We start from the raw sequence: 14450 nt of genomic DNA, 5'->3' as shown, positions 1-14450 counted from the left end.
CGGGTGCCGTCGCCTAGGGTGGTTCGCATGTCCCGCACCCCCCTCGGTCTCCGCGTCCCCTCCCGGGCGCGCCGGCGCCTCGTCGCCGCCGGAGCGGGCACGGTCCTCGTCCTGTGCGCCGCCCTCGCCGCCCCGCTCTCCGCGTCCGCCGCCTACGACCCGTCCGACTACCCCTCGTGGTCCGATGTCGAGGCCGCGAAGTCGAGCGAGAGCGCCACCGCCGCCGAGGTCGACCGCATCACCGCCTTCCTCGCCGACCTGCGCGACCAGGCCGCCGCCCTCACCGACGCCGCCATCAGCCGGGCCGCCGAGGCGGACGCCGCGCAGAGCGCTCTCGACGAGGCGACCCAGCGCGTGAGCGCCCTGGAGGAGCGCGCCTCCGCCGCCCGCTCGGACGCCGACGCAGCGAAGGAGCAGGCCGGCCGTCTCGCCGCGCAGCTCTACCGCAACGGCGGGACCGATGCGACGCTCAACCTCCTCATCGGCGGCGACGAGTCGAGCGAGCTGCTCTACCGCCTCGGCACCATGACGCAGCTCACCCAGCAGACCAGCCGGCTCCAGACCGCGGCGCAGTCGACCGAGAACCAGGCCGTCTCCCTCGCCGCTCAGGCCGAGCAGGCCCGGGGCGAGCGCGTCTCCCTCGCCACCGCCGCGGCCGACGCGCTCTCGGTCGCCCGCTCCGCTCAGGCCGAGGCCGACGCCAAGGTCGCCGACCAGGAGAAGTACAGCCAGGAGCTCTACACCCAGCTCGCCTCGCTCAAGAACACCACCGCCGAGATCGAGCGGGAGTACGCCGACGGCCAGGACGCGAAGTCGGCCTTCGAGGAGCAGCAGCGCCTCTCCCGCCTCGCCGCCGAGGCCGAGGCCGCCCGCCAGCGCGCCGCGTCGGCTCCCGCCGCGGCCGCTGCTCCGGCAGCGCCCTCCAACAGCGGAGGTGGCGGAGGCGGCCCGGTCGAGCTCGGCGACGACGACCCGACCGGCGCGCGCAACAGCTCCGCCAAGACCATCGCCGCCCTCGGCACCTACGCCGGACGCACGGACGGCCTCTCCCCCGCGCAGGCCCAGGCCTACGCCCGGACCGCCGTCGGTCGCTTCGGCTGGGGCGCCGACCAGGTCGACCGGTGCCTCATCCCGCTGTGGAACGGCGAGTCGGGATGGCGCTGGAACGCGCTGAACCGCTCTTCCGGCGCCTACGGCATCCCGCAGGCCCTCCCGGCGAGCAAGATGGCCAACTCGGGAGCCGACTACCAGACGAACGCGGCGACGCAGGTCGACTGGGGCCTCTCGTACATCAAGAGCGCCTACGGCTCGCCCTGCAACGCGTGGTCGAGCTGGAACAACCGCTCGCCGCACTGGTACTGATCCCGCGCCTCACTTCGTTTGGTCGTAGGAGTCGACGACGGCGACGGTGACCGGGAAGTCGACCTCGCCCTCTCCGAAGAGCGAGCGTCCGGCGCGCACCGCCGCCTCGCGGACGATCGCGGCGACCCGCTCGCCGACGTCGGCGGGAGCGTGCACGATCACCTCGTCGTGCAGGAAGTAGACGAGGTGCGCCCGGCCGACCGTGCCACCCTCGGCGCGCAGTCGCGCCCGCAGCTCGCCCATCCAGCAGAGCGCCCACTCGGCCGCGGTCCCCTGCACCACGAAGTTGCGGGTGAAGCGTCCCCACTCGCGTGCCCGCGCCGCATCGGCCGAGAGCCCCTCGGGGCCGGGAGGCGAGCTGCGCCCGAGCCACGTCGAGACGCTCTCGCCGCGCTCCCCCGCCCGAGCCGCCGCCTCGACGTGCGCGACCGAGCGCGGGTAGGCACGGGCGAGCCTCGGGAGCAGCCGCCCGGCCTCCCCGCTCGTCGCCCCGTACATCGCCCCCAGCATCGCGACCTTCGCCCGCGGCCGATCGGGGACCACGCCGGCGTCGACGATGCCCTGGTAGAGGTCGCGGCCCCGCCCGGCGGCGGCCATGGCCGAGTCGCCCGAGAGCGCGGCGAGGATGCGCGGCTCGAGCTGCGCGGCATCCGCGACCACGAGGCTCCAGCCCGGATCCGCGGTGACCGCGGCGCGGATCTGCCGCGGCAGCTGCAGCGCCCCTCCGCCCGAGGTCGCCCAGCGGCCGGTGACGACGCCGCCCACCACGTACTCCGGCCGGAACCGTCCGTCGCGCACCCACGCGTCGAGCCAGGCCCAGCCGTTGGCGGTGAGCAGCCGGGAGAGCTTCTTGTACTCCAGGAGGGGCGGCACCGCGGGGTGCTCGAGGGACTGCAGCTCCCAGGAGCGCGTCGACTCGACCGGCAGCCCCGCGCGCCGCAGCGCCTTGAGGAGCTCGGCCGGCGAGTCGGGATTGAGCTCGGGCGCGCCGAGCTCGTCGCGCAGACGGACGGCCAGCGCCTCCAGCAGGGCCGGGCGGCCGCCGAAGAGCGGGCGGGAGCCGAGCATCCCGGTGAGCACCCGGTCGTGCACATCGGCGCGCCACGGCAGCCCCGCGTGGGCGATCTCGCGAGCGATCAGGGCGCCGACGGACTCGGCGGCGAGCAGCAGGCGGAGCCGGCCGGCCTCGGCGGCGCCGGAGAGCGCCTCCTCCTGCCGGGCCAGCTCGAGGACGGGGTCGAGCTCGTCGGAGCCGCCCGCCGCCTCCTCGAACCCGATCAGCGTGTTTTGCGCGGCGGGGGCCGCGGCTCCCGCGTCCCACGGGTCGAGGGGCGAGCGCGCGAGAGCCGATGCGGCGGCGGAGACCGAGCGGCGGAGGATCGCGCGGGCCAGCCGGAGGTCGTGGCACCGGGCGACGACCACGCCGGCCGACAGCAGTACGGGGTACCAGCGCGCGGTGTCGTCCCAGACCCAGCGCGGGCGGTCCGGCTCCCGCTCCCGGACGAACGCCGCCAGCTCGGCCGGACCCCGGCCGCTCCCGGCCTCGGCGCCGCCGACGGGGTCGACCGCCCGCCACGCCCCCGTGGGGCCGCCGACGAGTGCGAGGAGCATCGGGCCATTCTCCCCCGTGGCGGACACGGAGGCCGCCGTCGCGGGGACGGCCGGGCCCCCTCTCGCTGAAGGAGTCACGGCGACGGCCGCGAGGGCGGGTAGCCGGGGAAGGGCTTCTCCTGCGCCGTCGGCGGCTGATGGGCCCACAGGGCGGCCGCGATGGTGTCCATCGAGCGGGAGTAGCCCACGAGCGTCCGCCTCTCCGGCTCCGCCGCCCACGTCACCGCGCGGAACCAGGTCTCGCGGTACGGGCCGGTCTCGATGCGGCGCACCAGGCCGATCCGGCCGGTGCGCAGGGCGTCGACCATCACCCACTCGTCCTGCCCGCTGCTGCGCAGCATCTGGAGCGGACTCCACTCGATCATCGCGCCTCCCACCGGTCGATCCGCGGCCGTGGCGAGCACGAGCGCCGCGGCGTACACTCGCAGACTATCGAACACATGTTCGAACGGCCAACCGGGTCCGGCGAGTGAACGGGAGCACGACGATGGCGGTGATCGACGAGACGGCGCTGGTCTCGACCGACGGCGAGGGAGTGCCGATCGCGCTCGAGTGGCGGGGCGGGAGCTACCGGGTGACCGACCGGCCGACGGTGTGGACCTGCACGAGCGAGTGGTGGGCGCCCCTCGAGGGGTTCCCGCCGACGTTCGGGCGCACACCGGTGAGCATCGGCGGCTGGCGCTTCCAGGCGACGGACCTCGCGACCGGCGGAGCGTTCGTGCTCGACGTGGTCGCGTCGACGGAGCCGCAGTGGAGCGTGGTGCGGATCTACGAGTAGTGCCGGCGCGAGGCCGGCCGGGCGGCTACTTGTCGGCCGACCAGGGCGCCCGCGTCATGGCGATGAGAGCCGCGACTCCGGAGACGAGGCCGACACCGGCGATGGCGGACACGACGAGCCAGAGAACGAGTTCCATGCCACCAGTCTACCGAGCCCCGGAGCGGATCCTCTCCTCCCCGCTTCTATCCCCCGGCTGTGGAATAGCCTGGGCAGAGTGACCGACGCCCCCACCCGCGCGAGTGTCGGACTGCGCTCGGAGCGCGGCCCGATCCTGCTGTCCCTGATGATCTCGACCGCTCTGGTCGCCCTCGACGCCACGATCCTCTCGACGGCCGTGCCGTCCATCGTCGCCGACCTGGGGGGCTTCGAGCAGTTCCCCTGGCTGTTCTCGATCTACCTGCTGGCCCAGGCCGTCTCGGTCCCCCTCTACGGCAAGCTCGCCGACGTGATCGGGCGCAAGCCCATCATGCTGATCGGCATCGCCCTGTTCCTGGTCGGCTCGCTCCTGTGCGGCCTCGCCTGGAGCATGCCCGCGCTGATCGCGTTCCGAGCCCTGCAGGGCCTGGGGGCCGGAGCGATCCAGCCGATGGGCATCACCATCGCCGGCGACATCTACACGGTCGCCGAGCGTGCGAAGACCCAGGGCTACCTCGCGAGCGTCTGGGGCATCTCCTCGGTCGTCGGGCCGACCCTCGGCGGCGTGCTCTCGGACCTGGGCGCCTGGCGCGGCATCTTCCTCGTCAACATCCCCCTGTGCCTCCTGGCGGCGTTCCTCCTGATCCGCAGCTTCCGCGAGACCACACGGGGCGAGAAGCAGCGGATCGACGTGGCGGGCGCCTCCGTGCTCGCCGTGGGCACCGCGCTGCTCATCCTCGGGCTGCTCGAGGGCGGCAGCGCCTGGCCGTGGCTCTCCCCCGCCGGAGTCGGCGTGTTCGTCGTCTCGGCCCTCGCGTTCGCCTGCTTCGTCGCGATCGAGCGGCGCGCGGCCGCCCCGGTGCTCCCCCTCTGGGTCCTCACGCGGCGCGTGCTGATCTCGACCAGCCTGGTCTCGGTGACCGTCGGCGCGATCACGCTCGGCGTCACCTCGTACTTCCCGACCTTCGCGCAGGGCGTGCTCGACAGCTCCGCCCTCGGCGCGGGCTTCGCCGTCGCGGCGATGACGCTCGGCTGGCCGGTCGCGGCGAGCCTGTCGGGCCGGCTCTACCTGCGCATCGGCTTCCGCAACACGGGCTTCCTCGGAGCGGGGCTCGTCGTGATCGGCACGGCGCTGACCATCCTGCTCGGCGCCTCCTCGACGCTGTGGGAGATCGCCGGCTTCTGCGTGCTGATCGGCGCCGGCATGGGGCTCGTGGCGACTCCGACGCTGATCCGGGCGCAGTCGAGCGTCGACTGGAACGAGCGCGGAGTGGTCTCCTCGACCAACTTCTTCGCCCGGAACATCGGCAGCGCCGTCGCCGTGGCCGTGTTCGGCGCGATCGTGAACGCGAAGGCGGGCGGCGGCGTCCCCGCACCGGCGGACCTCGCCGAGGGCACCCGCTTCGTCTGCATCGCGCTCACGGTCCTCGCCGTGGGCATGCTCGCCGCGGTCTGGGCGATGCCGAAGGAGGGGCGCACCGCGCCCGGAGAGGATCGGGCGGCGGAGGCCGAGCCCGACGCGGCCCGGCCGGACGCGGCCCAGCCCTAGCCGTCAGGCGGCGCCGTCGGTTCTCCTCGTCAGCCGGAGCGGCGCGCCGCGGCCGTCGCTCGCAGTCGGTCGCGGTGGGTGCGGCGCACCCGGTGCGTCCAGCGCTGCAGGGACGACCCCATCCCGGGGTGCCGCGCCAGCGTGTGCAGAGCGCGGTCGAACCGGCGGAGCATGTCGGCGAAGGCGCCGAAGGGGCGGGCCGAGATGCCGACCTCGAGGTGGCGGTCGAGCACGATCCGGTGCCGGAGTCCCAGGTGCACGCTGATCTCGACGTCGTCGTGCACGTAGGCGTCGTGCCGGTGCATCTCCTCCGCGATCTCCTCCCACGCCGACCGGCGGACGGCGCAGTTGGAGCCGAAGAGCGGCCAGTTGGCCAGCGCCGACCCCATCAGCACGAAGTAGGCGTCCATGTAGGCGACCCGCGCGATCACCCGGGCGATCGGGCCGAGCTCGTCGAAGCGTCCGGGACCGGTCACCGCTCCGACCTCGGGATCGGCGAAGTGGCCGGCCAGGCGCGCCAGCCAGTCGGGTCCCGGGCGGGAGTCGGCGTCGAGCCGTGCGAGGACGTCGCCGTGCGCCTCGTCGAAGCCGTGCGCCGTGCTCGCCGGGATCCCGGCTCCGTCGTGCCGCACCACCCGCGCGCCCGCCGCTCGCGCGACGGCGGCGCTGTCGTCGGTGCTCCCGTCGTCGACGACGACGATCTCGAACGGAGCGAGCGTCTGCTCGCGGAGGAGCTCGAGCAGCTGCTCGAGGTGGCGGGCGTCGTCCTTCACGGGGACGACGACCGAGATGCGCCGGTGATCCATCCGCCCAGTCAACGCGATCGGGGCGCTCAGCGGGGACACCGCCACGCGTCTCGCGCGAGCCCGGACCTGTCAACCGGCTCCCGAGTGCGTCGGATCCCCTGATGGGATCGACCCGTGTCCGCCGGATCGGCGGCCCGATCGAGACAGGAGACGACATGACCCAGGGACCTCGAGACTTCCGGCCCACCCGTGCACTGGTGACCGCCTCTGACTCCGGCATCGGCCGGGCGACCGCGGTGGCACTGGCCGAGGCGGGCATGGACGTCGGCATCACCTGGCACAGCGACGAGGAGGGCGCGCAGGGCACGGCGGAGGAGGTGCGCTCCCTCGGCCGGCGCGCCGAGATCGCGCGCCTCGACACGACGGATCTGGAGGGCGCGGGCGACGTGGTCGACGACCTCGCGGATCGACTGGGCGGGCTCGACGTCGCCGTCAGCAATGCGGGCGGAGGCGGAGGCGAGCCCTTCCTCGAGCAGAGCCTCGACAGCTGGCGCTCGACCGTCGCCCTGAACCTCGACGGAGCGTTCGTCTGCCTCCAGCGCGCCGCGCGGCGCATGGCGGCCCAGGGCACGGGCGGCAGGATCATCGCGGTCACCAGCGTCCACGAACACCAGCCGCGGGTCGGCTCCGTCGCCTACACCGCCGCCAAGCACGGGCTGGGCGGCCTGCTGAAGGTCGCCGCACTCGAGCTCGGCTACCTCGGCATCACCGTCAACGCCGTCGCCCCCGGAGAGATCGCCACGCCGATGAACGACGCCGAGGACGTGGACCCCGTCACGATCGACCGCCCCGGCATCCCCCTCGGCCGCCCCGGCGACGCCCGCGAGATCGCGGCGGTGGTCGCCTTCCTGGCCTCTCCCGCCGCCTCCTACATCACCGGATCCTCGTACGTCGTGGACGGCGGGATGCTGCAGATGGGGCCGCAGGCCGGCTCCCACCTCCGGCAGAACGACTGGCGCGAGGCCTGAGCCGCCGACCACGGCGCCCGCCCGCCGGGTACTCTCGAAGAGGTGCTCCGGCGGGCGGGGCGCCTGCTCCGGGATGTAGGTGACGCACGTGTGGTTCCGGCGTCGACGCAGGTTCAAGATGGAGCCGTACGACCCCGATGAGAACCCGTCGCGCGAGCCCGCCTCCGTCGAGGAGGCCGCCGAGGAGGGCCTGATGCTCGCGCAGTACGCGAGCCGGATGGCCGTGAAGAACCGTGTGCTGATGGACGGCCTCGGTGCTGACGTCCCCTTCGACTCGGGCCGCTACTCCGTCGTCGCCGCGGAGGAGCTCGAGAAGCTGGCGCGCGAGTCCGAGGCGGCCGCCGAGCGCCTGCGCGGCATCGCCGCCGACGTGACCTCGGTGGGCGGCCGCTCCGACCACGTGCACGACTACCGCTCGGCCGACGTCGACAACCTCGACCACCGCGAGCGGCTCTCGCTCCTGGTCGCCGACTCCCTCCACAGGCGTGCGCAGGACGAGGAGTACCTCGCGACGCTCGTCGACGACGCCCGTCAGGACGCGTGGCGCGAGCTCGCCCAGTCGATCGAGGAGACCCTCGACCGCACCTCGCGGATCGACCCGGACGACGAGGAGTACCGCCGCGACCGCTCGGTGCGGATGGCGCTCGTGGTCGTCGACGACCTGGTCAAGCTGGCGGAGGAGCGCGGCGTCAGCCTCGAGGACTGACGGGCTCGTCGGGGGACGCCGGGACGGGGCTCAGGCCCAGCCGGCGCGGAACGACTCGGTCGCCTCGGCGGAGCGCTCCCGGACCGACTCCAGCAGCTCCTCCATGGTGGAGCTGCGGAGGAACGCGAGGCGGTCGAGCTCGGTGACCGGTGCGACGCCGGCGAGCTGCCAGGCGTGCGCGGCCGGATCCTCGGCGAGCTCGACGACCGCGCCGTAGCGCTGCTCGACGAACTCGCTCGCGACCGCCAGTGCCGTGCGGACCGCCGACTCCGCCGCAGCCAGCGCGGGGGCGTGCTTCTCGTCCCACTCCAGATCGGGCAGCAGGCGGACCTCGGCGCGCGGGTACGGGTCGTCCTCGTACCAGCGGACGACCTCGAAGCGCTCCTCGCCCACGGAGTCGAGCGTGACGAACGACTCCGCCCCGTCGATGTTCAGGATGCGCGCGCGGGCGCCGACCGCGAACCGCTGGTCGCCGCCGCCCACCTCCTGGCCGCGCTCGATGAGCACGACGCCGAACGCGAGGGTCTCGTCCTCGAGGACGTCGCCGAGCATCCGCAGGTACCGCGGCTCGAACAGCCGGAGCGGGAGCGGCATGTGCGGCAGGAGCACGGAGCCGAGCGGGAACATCGGAAGATCAGGCACGGGTTCAGGCAATCACGTCGAGCGGAGAGCGGCCAGTACGGGCGCGGCGCGTCAGGACGTGCTAGCGCATCGAGCCACCGTGTCGTCCGCTCGCGGATGCTCGCCATGCCCCGGACGATCTCCGACGGCCCGCCCTCACCCGCGAGGCTCCCACTCAGACTGGGAGCATGGATCTCGCCGAACTCCGAGCCGTCGTCCGCGCGGACCTGGCCGCCAAGGGCCACGCCTCCGACCGGCTCACCGTCCTCGTCCTCCGACTCGGGCAGTACTCGAGCTCTCGGAGGACCCGGCTCCCCCTCCACCTCGTCTACCGCCTGGTCGATCTCGTCTGGACCCGCATGATCGTCGGAGCCGAGCTGCCGCCGGCCGCTCAGGTCGGGCCCGGCCTGCGGCTCCCCCACTGGGGCCGCGGCGTGATCCTGCACCCGCGCACGGTGATCGGAAGGAACGCGTTCATCTACCACGGCGTCACCATCGGCGAGTCGAAGGGTCGGACGCCCGTCATCGGCGACGACGTCTACATCGGCGCCCGCGCGACGATCGTCGGGGACGTGACCGTCGGCGACCGTGTGCGGGTCGGAGCCGGCGCCGTCGTCGTCCGCAACGTCGCCTCCGACTCGTCCGCGGTCGGCGTGCCGGCGAGGACCGCGTCGGCACCGTCCTGAGGCACGGCCCGTCGGCCTGACGGGGCCGGACCGCCCGCCCCGACGAGACCGACATCAGGTGGATGCCCGACCCGGCGCTGGAGAGGAGGAACCACCGCGGGTAGAGCGGAGTAGGGCGTACGGGACTTGAACCCGTGACCGACGGATTATGAGTCCGCTGCTCTGACCGGCTGAGCTAACGCCCCGCGGCGGCCGTCCGAGCGGCCGTCAGGTGGCGGCGGGTGCGGACGCTGCGTCGGAGGCCGGATCGGCCACCGGCTCCCCACGATACAGGCTCTCGAAGGTGCTGATCGTGCGGTTGATGTCGTGCGCGGCGACGATTTGGAGGGAGGCGCGCTTCATCGCCTCGAGGTCCTCCTGGTCGGCCGTGAGCACGGCGGTGAGGCGGTCGGCGAGGGCCTCGGCGCTGCCCGGCGCGAAGAGGTAGCCGTTCTCGCCGTCGTGCACGAGGTGCGGGAGGGCCATCGCGTCGGCGGCGACGACGGGGAGGGCCGAGGCCATCGCCTCCATCGTCGCGATGCTCTGCAGCTCGGCGATGGACGGCATGGCGAACACGGTGGCGCGGGTGTACGCCTCCTTGAGCTCGGCGTCCGAGACGTAGCCCGTGAAGCGGACGCGGTCGGCGATGCCGAGGGTCGCGGCGAGCTGCTGGAGGTTGCGCATCTGGTCGCCGCCGCCGACGATCTCGAGCTTCGCGTCGAGCGCCGGGTCGAGCAGGGCGACGGCGCGGAGCAGGACGTCGATGTGCTTCTCGCCGGTCACGCGGCCGACGAAGAGGATCGAGTCGCCGGCGCGCGCCGTGAAGTCGGGCGTGTAGTTGTCGGCGTCGATGCCGCAGGAGATGGCGTGGACGCCCCGGAGGCCCGTGTACTTCTCGAGGAACTGCGCGGCCTTGCGGGTCGGCGTGGTGACCGCCTCCGCCCGGCCGAAGGTGCGGCGCGCGGCCCGCCACGCCATCGCCACGGCCTTGGCCTGCACGGCCTTCGGCAGGAGGGTGAACTCGAGCATGTTCTCGGGCATGAAGTGGTTCGTGCCGACGATGCGGATGCCGCGCTTGGCCGCCTCGATCCCGAGGCCGCGGCCGACGATGATGTGCGACTGGAAGTGCACGACGTCGGGCTTCACCTCGTCGAGGATGCGCGCGCTGTTCTGCCGGATGCGCCACGGCATCGCGAAGCGCAGCCAGTCGTGCGGGTACCAGCGCCAGCTGTAGAGCCGGTGCACGATGATCCGCTCGCCCTCGTGCGTCTCGACCCGGGTGCCGCTCCAGCCGTCGGCCGAGGGGGCGACGACGTGGACCTCGTGGCCGCGCTGCGCGAGACCGGCGGCGAGGCGCTCGGCGAACTTCGCGGCTCCGTTCACGTCGGGAGCGAAGGTGTCGCAGCCGATCACGACCGTCAGCGGTCGGGAGTCGGGCGATCCCGGTCGGGACGCGTCGCGGGGATCTGACACGGGAGGTCCTATCGGTGTCGTGCCGCTCGGGGAGAGAAGGGAGCGATCGGCGGAGGTCGGTCGGTTTCGTGGCTCTCGGCGCGGACCCATTGTAGGCAGAGGACTCCTCACCACTCGGGATCCCGCGCCGTCAGCGCGCCTGCGGGTGGTGCTTGGCGAGGAGGAAGACGCCGTAGATGGCGACGGCACCGGCCGCGATGAAGAGCGGGATCGCCCACGGGGCCGCGTACTGCGCCTCCCCGAGCACGACGATGCCGATCGCGACGGCGACCAGCGGGTCGATGACGGTGAGGCCCGCGACGACGAGGTCCGGCGGGCCGGAGGAGTAGGCGTTCTGCACGAAGTACCCGCCGAGCGCGGTCGCGGCCAGGAGCGCCACGATGCAGACCACCGTCAGCGGGTCGAACTCGCCGTACTTGATGCGGTTGAGCACGACCTTCGCGAGAGTCGCGACGAAGCCGTAGACCACTCCGGCGCCCACGATGTAGAAGATCGCCTTCGCTCCGCGGCGGAAGACGCGGAAGGCGATGACGAAGACCGTGAGCACCACGGCGAGGATCACGAGGATCGTGATGAGCTCGGGCGTCTGGATGGACTTGTCGACCGCGTTGAACGCCGCCACGAGGACGAACGTGCCGACGCCTCCGACGCAGAGCACGATCGCCCGGATCGACGCCGCGTTCAGGCGCACCCGGCTGACCCGCGCGTTGACGACCGCGGTGATCACGAGCGCCACCGCTCCGAGCGGCTGCACCACGATGAGCGGGGAGAAGCCGAGGCTCGTCAGCTGGAAGACGATCGCGAGGCCGAGGAGCAGGGTGCCGATCACCCACGAGGGGCGCGAGAGCAGCGCGACCAGCTGGCCGCCGCTGAGCCCGGAGGAGCCGGAGCGCTTCGAGAACCGCTCCACCTTCGCCACTCCCCGGTGCTGGAACTGCGCGCCGAGGGAGAGGAACACCGCGCCCACGAGAGCGATCGGGATGCCGATGAACTTCGCCGGGTCGTTGAGGAGTTCGGCGAGATCGGCGGGCATGGGGTCGACCCTACCCAGAACGCCTCCGGGAGTCCTCCGACGCACGGGTGAGGGGCTGAGCCCAGCGGATGATCCTCGCGGACCCGGTCGGCGGCCCCGCGGTACCCTGTCCACCATGGCCGTCCTCCCCATCCGCATCGCCGGCGACCCCGTCCTGCACTCCCCCGCCGCCCCCGTCACCGAGTTCGACGATGCGCTGCGCACCCTCGTCGCCGACATGTTCGAGACGATGGACACCGCCCCCGGAGTCGGCCTCGCCGGCCCGCAGGTCGGCGTCCCGCTGCGCCTGTTCGTCTACGACTACGCCGACGACGACGGCACCCCCCGCCGCGGCGTCGCGATCAACCCCGAGCTGTTCGTCACGCCGACCCCGCTCGGCGAGGCGGCCGAGGACACGGAGTCGGAGGGGTGCCTCTCCTTCCCCGGCGAGCGCTTCCCGCTCCGCCGCTCCGAGCGCGCGATCCTCCGCGCGGTCGACCTCGAGCAGGAGCCGTTCGAGATCGTCGCGGACGGCTGGTTCGCCCGCGTGTTCCAGCACGAGTTCGACCACCTCGACGGCGTGCTCTACATCGACCGCCTCGAGCACGACTACCACAAGCCGGTCGCGAAGATCACCCGGAAGCGCGGCTGGGGCGGCCCCGGCGTCTCGTGGCTGCCCGGCGTGGAGCACCTCGAGGACTGACTCAGGCCAGGTCGACCCCGTGCACGCCGTTGTGGTGGCGGATCGCGGGGAACGAGGCGGTGACGCTCCGGCCGACGCCGGGCGTCCGCTTCTCGGTCACGTCACCGCCGAAGAGGGCGGCCCGCTCGCGCAGCTCGGCGAGCGCGGGGCTGTCGATGCGCTCGGTGAGCGAGCGCAGATCCGCCTCGAGAGCGCTGGCGTCCTGCTCCGCCCCGCCGTGCTGCTCGCGGTCGTCGTCGACCTCCACCCGGAGGCCGGTGGTCGTCCATCGGGAGCTGATGCGGACCTCGGTCCCCGCGCCGCCGGTCTCCAGCGCCGAGTCGAAGGCGTACTCGAGCACCCGGAGCACGGCCACCTCGGCGCCGTCCTGCAGCGGGAACGGCTCGCCGAACGACTCCTCGCGGACACTCAGGCCTCGCTCGCGGGCGCCCTCGATCAGGGGGACGGAGCCGCCGGTGCGCGGCAGCTCCCCCGGATCGACGGAGGCGACGGTCGCGATGCGGCGCAGCTGCGCCAGCGAGGCCTCGGCCGCCCGCACGGCCCGCTGCGCCGACCGCGCGGCTGCGGCGGGGTCGCGGTCGATCGTGAGCCGGACGCTCTCGGCCTCCTCGACGACGTGCGCGGCGCTGCGGACCGCGAGCTGCTCGAGCTCGCCGACGATGCGGAGCCTCGCCTCCTGCTCGCCGACCGCCAGCTCGAGGCGGACGACGCGCGCCGCCTCCTCCGCACGGCTCTCGGCGGCACGGCGCTCGGCGCCGACGGCGCGGCGCCACAGCACGACGACCGCGACCAGGGCGATCAGGGCGAGGACGAGGACGACTTCGAGCACGACGGCCTCCGGGGGGACGGGACGGGTTCGGCACAGGAGCGCCGGAGAGAGATCGTACCCGCGCCGCGGACAGCGGACCTGAGGCCGCGGAGGGGGTTGCGGAGCCGTACTCAGCCGTCGGAGCGCACGGAGCGGGTGACGGTGAAGCGGCGGTCGCGCGCCACCACCGAGGTCGGCCCGACCGCGCGGCGCAGCTCGGCCGGATGCGCGAGGTGGGAGTTGAAGACCGTCCACAGCACGCCTCCGGGGCGCAGCACGCGGCCGGCCGCGCGCAGCATGCGCCGGGCGACGAGGTCGGTGACGGCACCGTCGGAGTGGAACGGCGGATTGCAGAGCACGACGTCGACGGAGGACGCCTCCAGCGTCGAGGCGTTGTCGTCGCGGAGGACGCGGACGGCCAGCCCATTTGCCGCCGCGGTCGCCCGGGCGGACTCGACCGCGGCACGCGAGGTGTCCGTCGCGATCACGGCGAGGTCGGGGCGGGCCCTAGCCACCACGGCGGCGAGCACGCCGGTTCCGCAGCCGAGGTCGAGTGCGGTGCCCGCGGGGAGGGAGTCGAGATCGAGGGCGGCGAGGAGGGCGCGGGTGCCGAGGTCCAGTCGTGCACCTGCGAAGGCTCCCGGCAGTGCGACGACCTCGAGGTCGAGCTCGTCCAGACGGCGCCGCTCGGGCCCGGGCGCGGGCGGCTGGTCGGGGAGCGCGCCGCTCGCGAGCAGGGCGCGCGACTTCTGCCGGGCGAGGGAGACGTCGATCCGCTCGTAGCGCACGGCGAGCACGTCGTTCATCGTGCGGGTCATGTGCTTGATGCGGCCGGCGCCGATCAGGGTCGCCGCCGGGTTCGCGAGTGCAGTCCCGGCCGCGACGGCGGCCAGGGCGTCGAGTGAGCGCGGCAGGCGCAGGAGCACCGCGTCGGCGTCGCGGACGGCCTCCGCGACGGAGTCGACGATCTCGATCGGCGCGAGATCGACGCCCGACCCCCGCACCGTCTCGAGGTTCTGCGCGAGAGCGCGCTCGGCGGTGATCGAGTCCTGCACGACGCGCACGGCACGTCCGTCGGCGGCGAGGCCGAGGCTCAGCGCCCCGTAGGCGTCCCCGATCACGGCGAGGCGGCCGCGATCGGCGGCGAGGTCGAGCAGCAGGCGGTCGCTGGCGTCGACGGCGACGAGATCCGGCGCCTCGACGTCGGGGCGGCGGCGCAGGAGAGCGAGCACGTCCTCGCGCATCGCGCCTCC

15 protein-coding genes and 1 tRNA gene are annotated in these 14450 nt (G+C 73.6%); 7 read left to right on the top strand and 9 right to left on the bottom strand.

The features are described from left to right. Nucleotides 1-27 precede the first annotated feature (27 nt). Complete coding sequence (locus C5B95_RS01905; protein ID WP_104269256.1) at nucleotides 28-1362, top strand: hypothetical protein; 1335 nt, start codon at nucleotides 28-30, stop codon at nucleotides 1360-1362. A 9-nt stretch (nucleotides 1363-1371) separates the two neighbouring features. On the opposite strand, the gene C5B95_RS01900 is transcribed toward C5B95_RS01905, so the two are convergent. Both C5B95_RS01900 and C5B95_RS01895 read right to left on the bottom strand, forming a co-directional pair. Continuing rightward, on the bottom strand, nucleotides 1372-2973 hold the full coding sequence (locus C5B95_RS01900) for a bifunctional 3'-5' exonuclease/DNA polymerase (protein WP_104348346.1): 1602 nt from the start codon (nucleotides 2971-2973) through the stop codon (nucleotides 1372-1374). 74 nt (nucleotides 2974-3047) lie between these two features. Beyond that, nucleotides 3048-3395 carry a hypothetical protein gene (locus C5B95_RS01895; protein WP_104223458.1) on the bottom strand — a complete coding sequence of 116 codons (348 nt, stop codon included), beginning with the start codon at nucleotides 3393-3395 and terminating at the stop codon, nucleotides 3048-3050. Nucleotides 3396-3442: 47 nt separating this feature from the next. Here C5B95_RS01895 and C5B95_RS01890 point away from each other — a divergent pair, with 47 nt between their 5' ends. Continuing rightward, nucleotides 3443-3751, top strand: coding sequence for a hypothetical protein (locus C5B95_RS01890; protein WP_104226677.1), 309 nt, complete (start codon nucleotides 3443-3445; stop codon nucleotides 3749-3751). Between the two features lie 283 nt (nucleotides 3752-4034). Then, entirely contained in the window at nucleotides 4035-5435 is a 1401-nt protein-coding gene (locus tag C5B95_RS01885; protein WP_104348377.1) for an MDR family MFS transporter, read from the top strand. A gap of 29 nt (nucleotides 5436-5464) precedes the next feature. Here the strand turns inward: C5B95_RS01885 and C5B95_RS01880 are convergent, their stop codons facing one another. Then, complete coding sequence (locus tag C5B95_RS01880; protein ID WP_104223456.1) at nucleotides 5465-6241, bottom strand: glycosyltransferase family 2 protein; 777 nt, start codon at nucleotides 6239-6241, stop codon at nucleotides 5465-5467. A gap of 155 nt (nucleotides 6242-6396) precedes the next feature. On the opposite strand from C5B95_RS01880, the gene C5B95_RS01875 reads away from it, so the two are divergent. Further along, nucleotides 6397-7209, top strand: coding sequence for an SDR family oxidoreductase (locus C5B95_RS01875; protein ID WP_104348376.1), 813 nt, complete (start codon nucleotides 6397-6399; stop codon nucleotides 7207-7209). A gap of 118 nt (nucleotides 7210-7327) precedes the next feature. Further along, nucleotides 7328-7915, top strand: a complete 588-nt coding sequence (locus C5B95_RS01870; protein ID WP_104223455.1) for a hypothetical protein — start codon at nucleotides 7328-7330, stop codon at nucleotides 7913-7915. 30 nt (nucleotides 7916-7945) lie between these two features. On the opposite strand, the gene C5B95_RS01865 is transcribed toward C5B95_RS01870, so the two are convergent. Continuing rightward, nucleotides 7946-8557, bottom strand: coding sequence for an LON peptidase substrate-binding domain-containing protein (locus tag C5B95_RS01865; protein ID WP_244229436.1), 612 nt, complete (start codon nucleotides 8555-8557; stop codon nucleotides 7946-7948). A gap of 167 nt (nucleotides 8558-8724) precedes the next feature. Between C5B95_RS01865 and C5B95_RS01860 the strand changes: the two genes are divergently transcribed. Then, complete coding sequence (locus C5B95_RS01860; protein WP_104295890.1) at nucleotides 8725-9222, top strand: DapH/DapD/GlmU-related protein; 498 nt, start codon at nucleotides 8725-8727, stop codon at nucleotides 9220-9222. A gap of 111 nt (nucleotides 9223-9333) precedes the next feature. On the opposite strand, the gene C5B95_RS01855 is transcribed toward C5B95_RS01860, so the two are convergent. The 3 genes from C5B95_RS01855 to C5B95_RS01845 form a co-directional block, all read right to left on the bottom strand. After that, nucleotides 9334-9407: transfer RNA gene (locus C5B95_RS01855), tRNA-Ile, on the bottom strand. 22 nt (nucleotides 9408-9429) lie between these two features. Next, entirely contained in the window at nucleotides 9430-10674 is a 1245-nt protein-coding gene (locus C5B95_RS01850; RefSeq protein WP_258059734.1) for a glycosyltransferase, read from the bottom strand. Between the two features lie 130 nt (nucleotides 10675-10804). Further along, nucleotides 10805-11707: a DMT family transporter gene (locus C5B95_RS01845; RefSeq protein WP_104223451.1), complete on the bottom strand. Its 903-nt coding sequence runs from the start codon at nucleotides 11705-11707 to the stop codon at nucleotides 10805-10807. Between the two features lie 115 nt (nucleotides 11708-11822). Here C5B95_RS01845 and def point away from each other — a divergent pair, with 115 nt between their 5' ends. Beyond that, a complete protein-coding gene (gene def / locus C5B95_RS01840; RefSeq protein WP_104317216.1) occupies nucleotides 11823-12389 on the top strand; it encodes a peptide deformylase in 567 nt (188 codons plus the stop codon). Nucleotide 12390: 1 nt separating this feature from the next. Here def and C5B95_RS01835 read toward each other — a convergent pair whose 3' ends face one another. Beyond that, on the bottom strand, nucleotides 12391-13218 hold the full coding sequence (locus C5B95_RS01835; RefSeq protein WP_104297522.1) for a hypothetical protein: 828 nt from the start codon (nucleotides 13216-13218) through the stop codon (nucleotides 12391-12393). A 110-nt stretch (nucleotides 13219-13328) separates the two neighbouring features. Next, nucleotides 13329-14441: a class I SAM-dependent methyltransferase gene (locus C5B95_RS01830; RefSeq protein WP_104348344.1), complete on the bottom strand. Its 1113-nt coding sequence runs from the start codon at nucleotides 14439-14441 to the stop codon at nucleotides 13329-13331. Between the last annotated feature and the right edge of the window lie 9 nt (nucleotides 14442-14450).

The organism is Rathayibacter sp. AY1A7 (genome assembly GCF_002930845.1).
Lineage (GTDB): Bacteria > Actinomycetota > Actinomycetes > Actinomycetales > Microbacteriaceae > Rathayibacter.
This window is presented reverse-complemented; position numbering and strand designations above follow the sequence as displayed.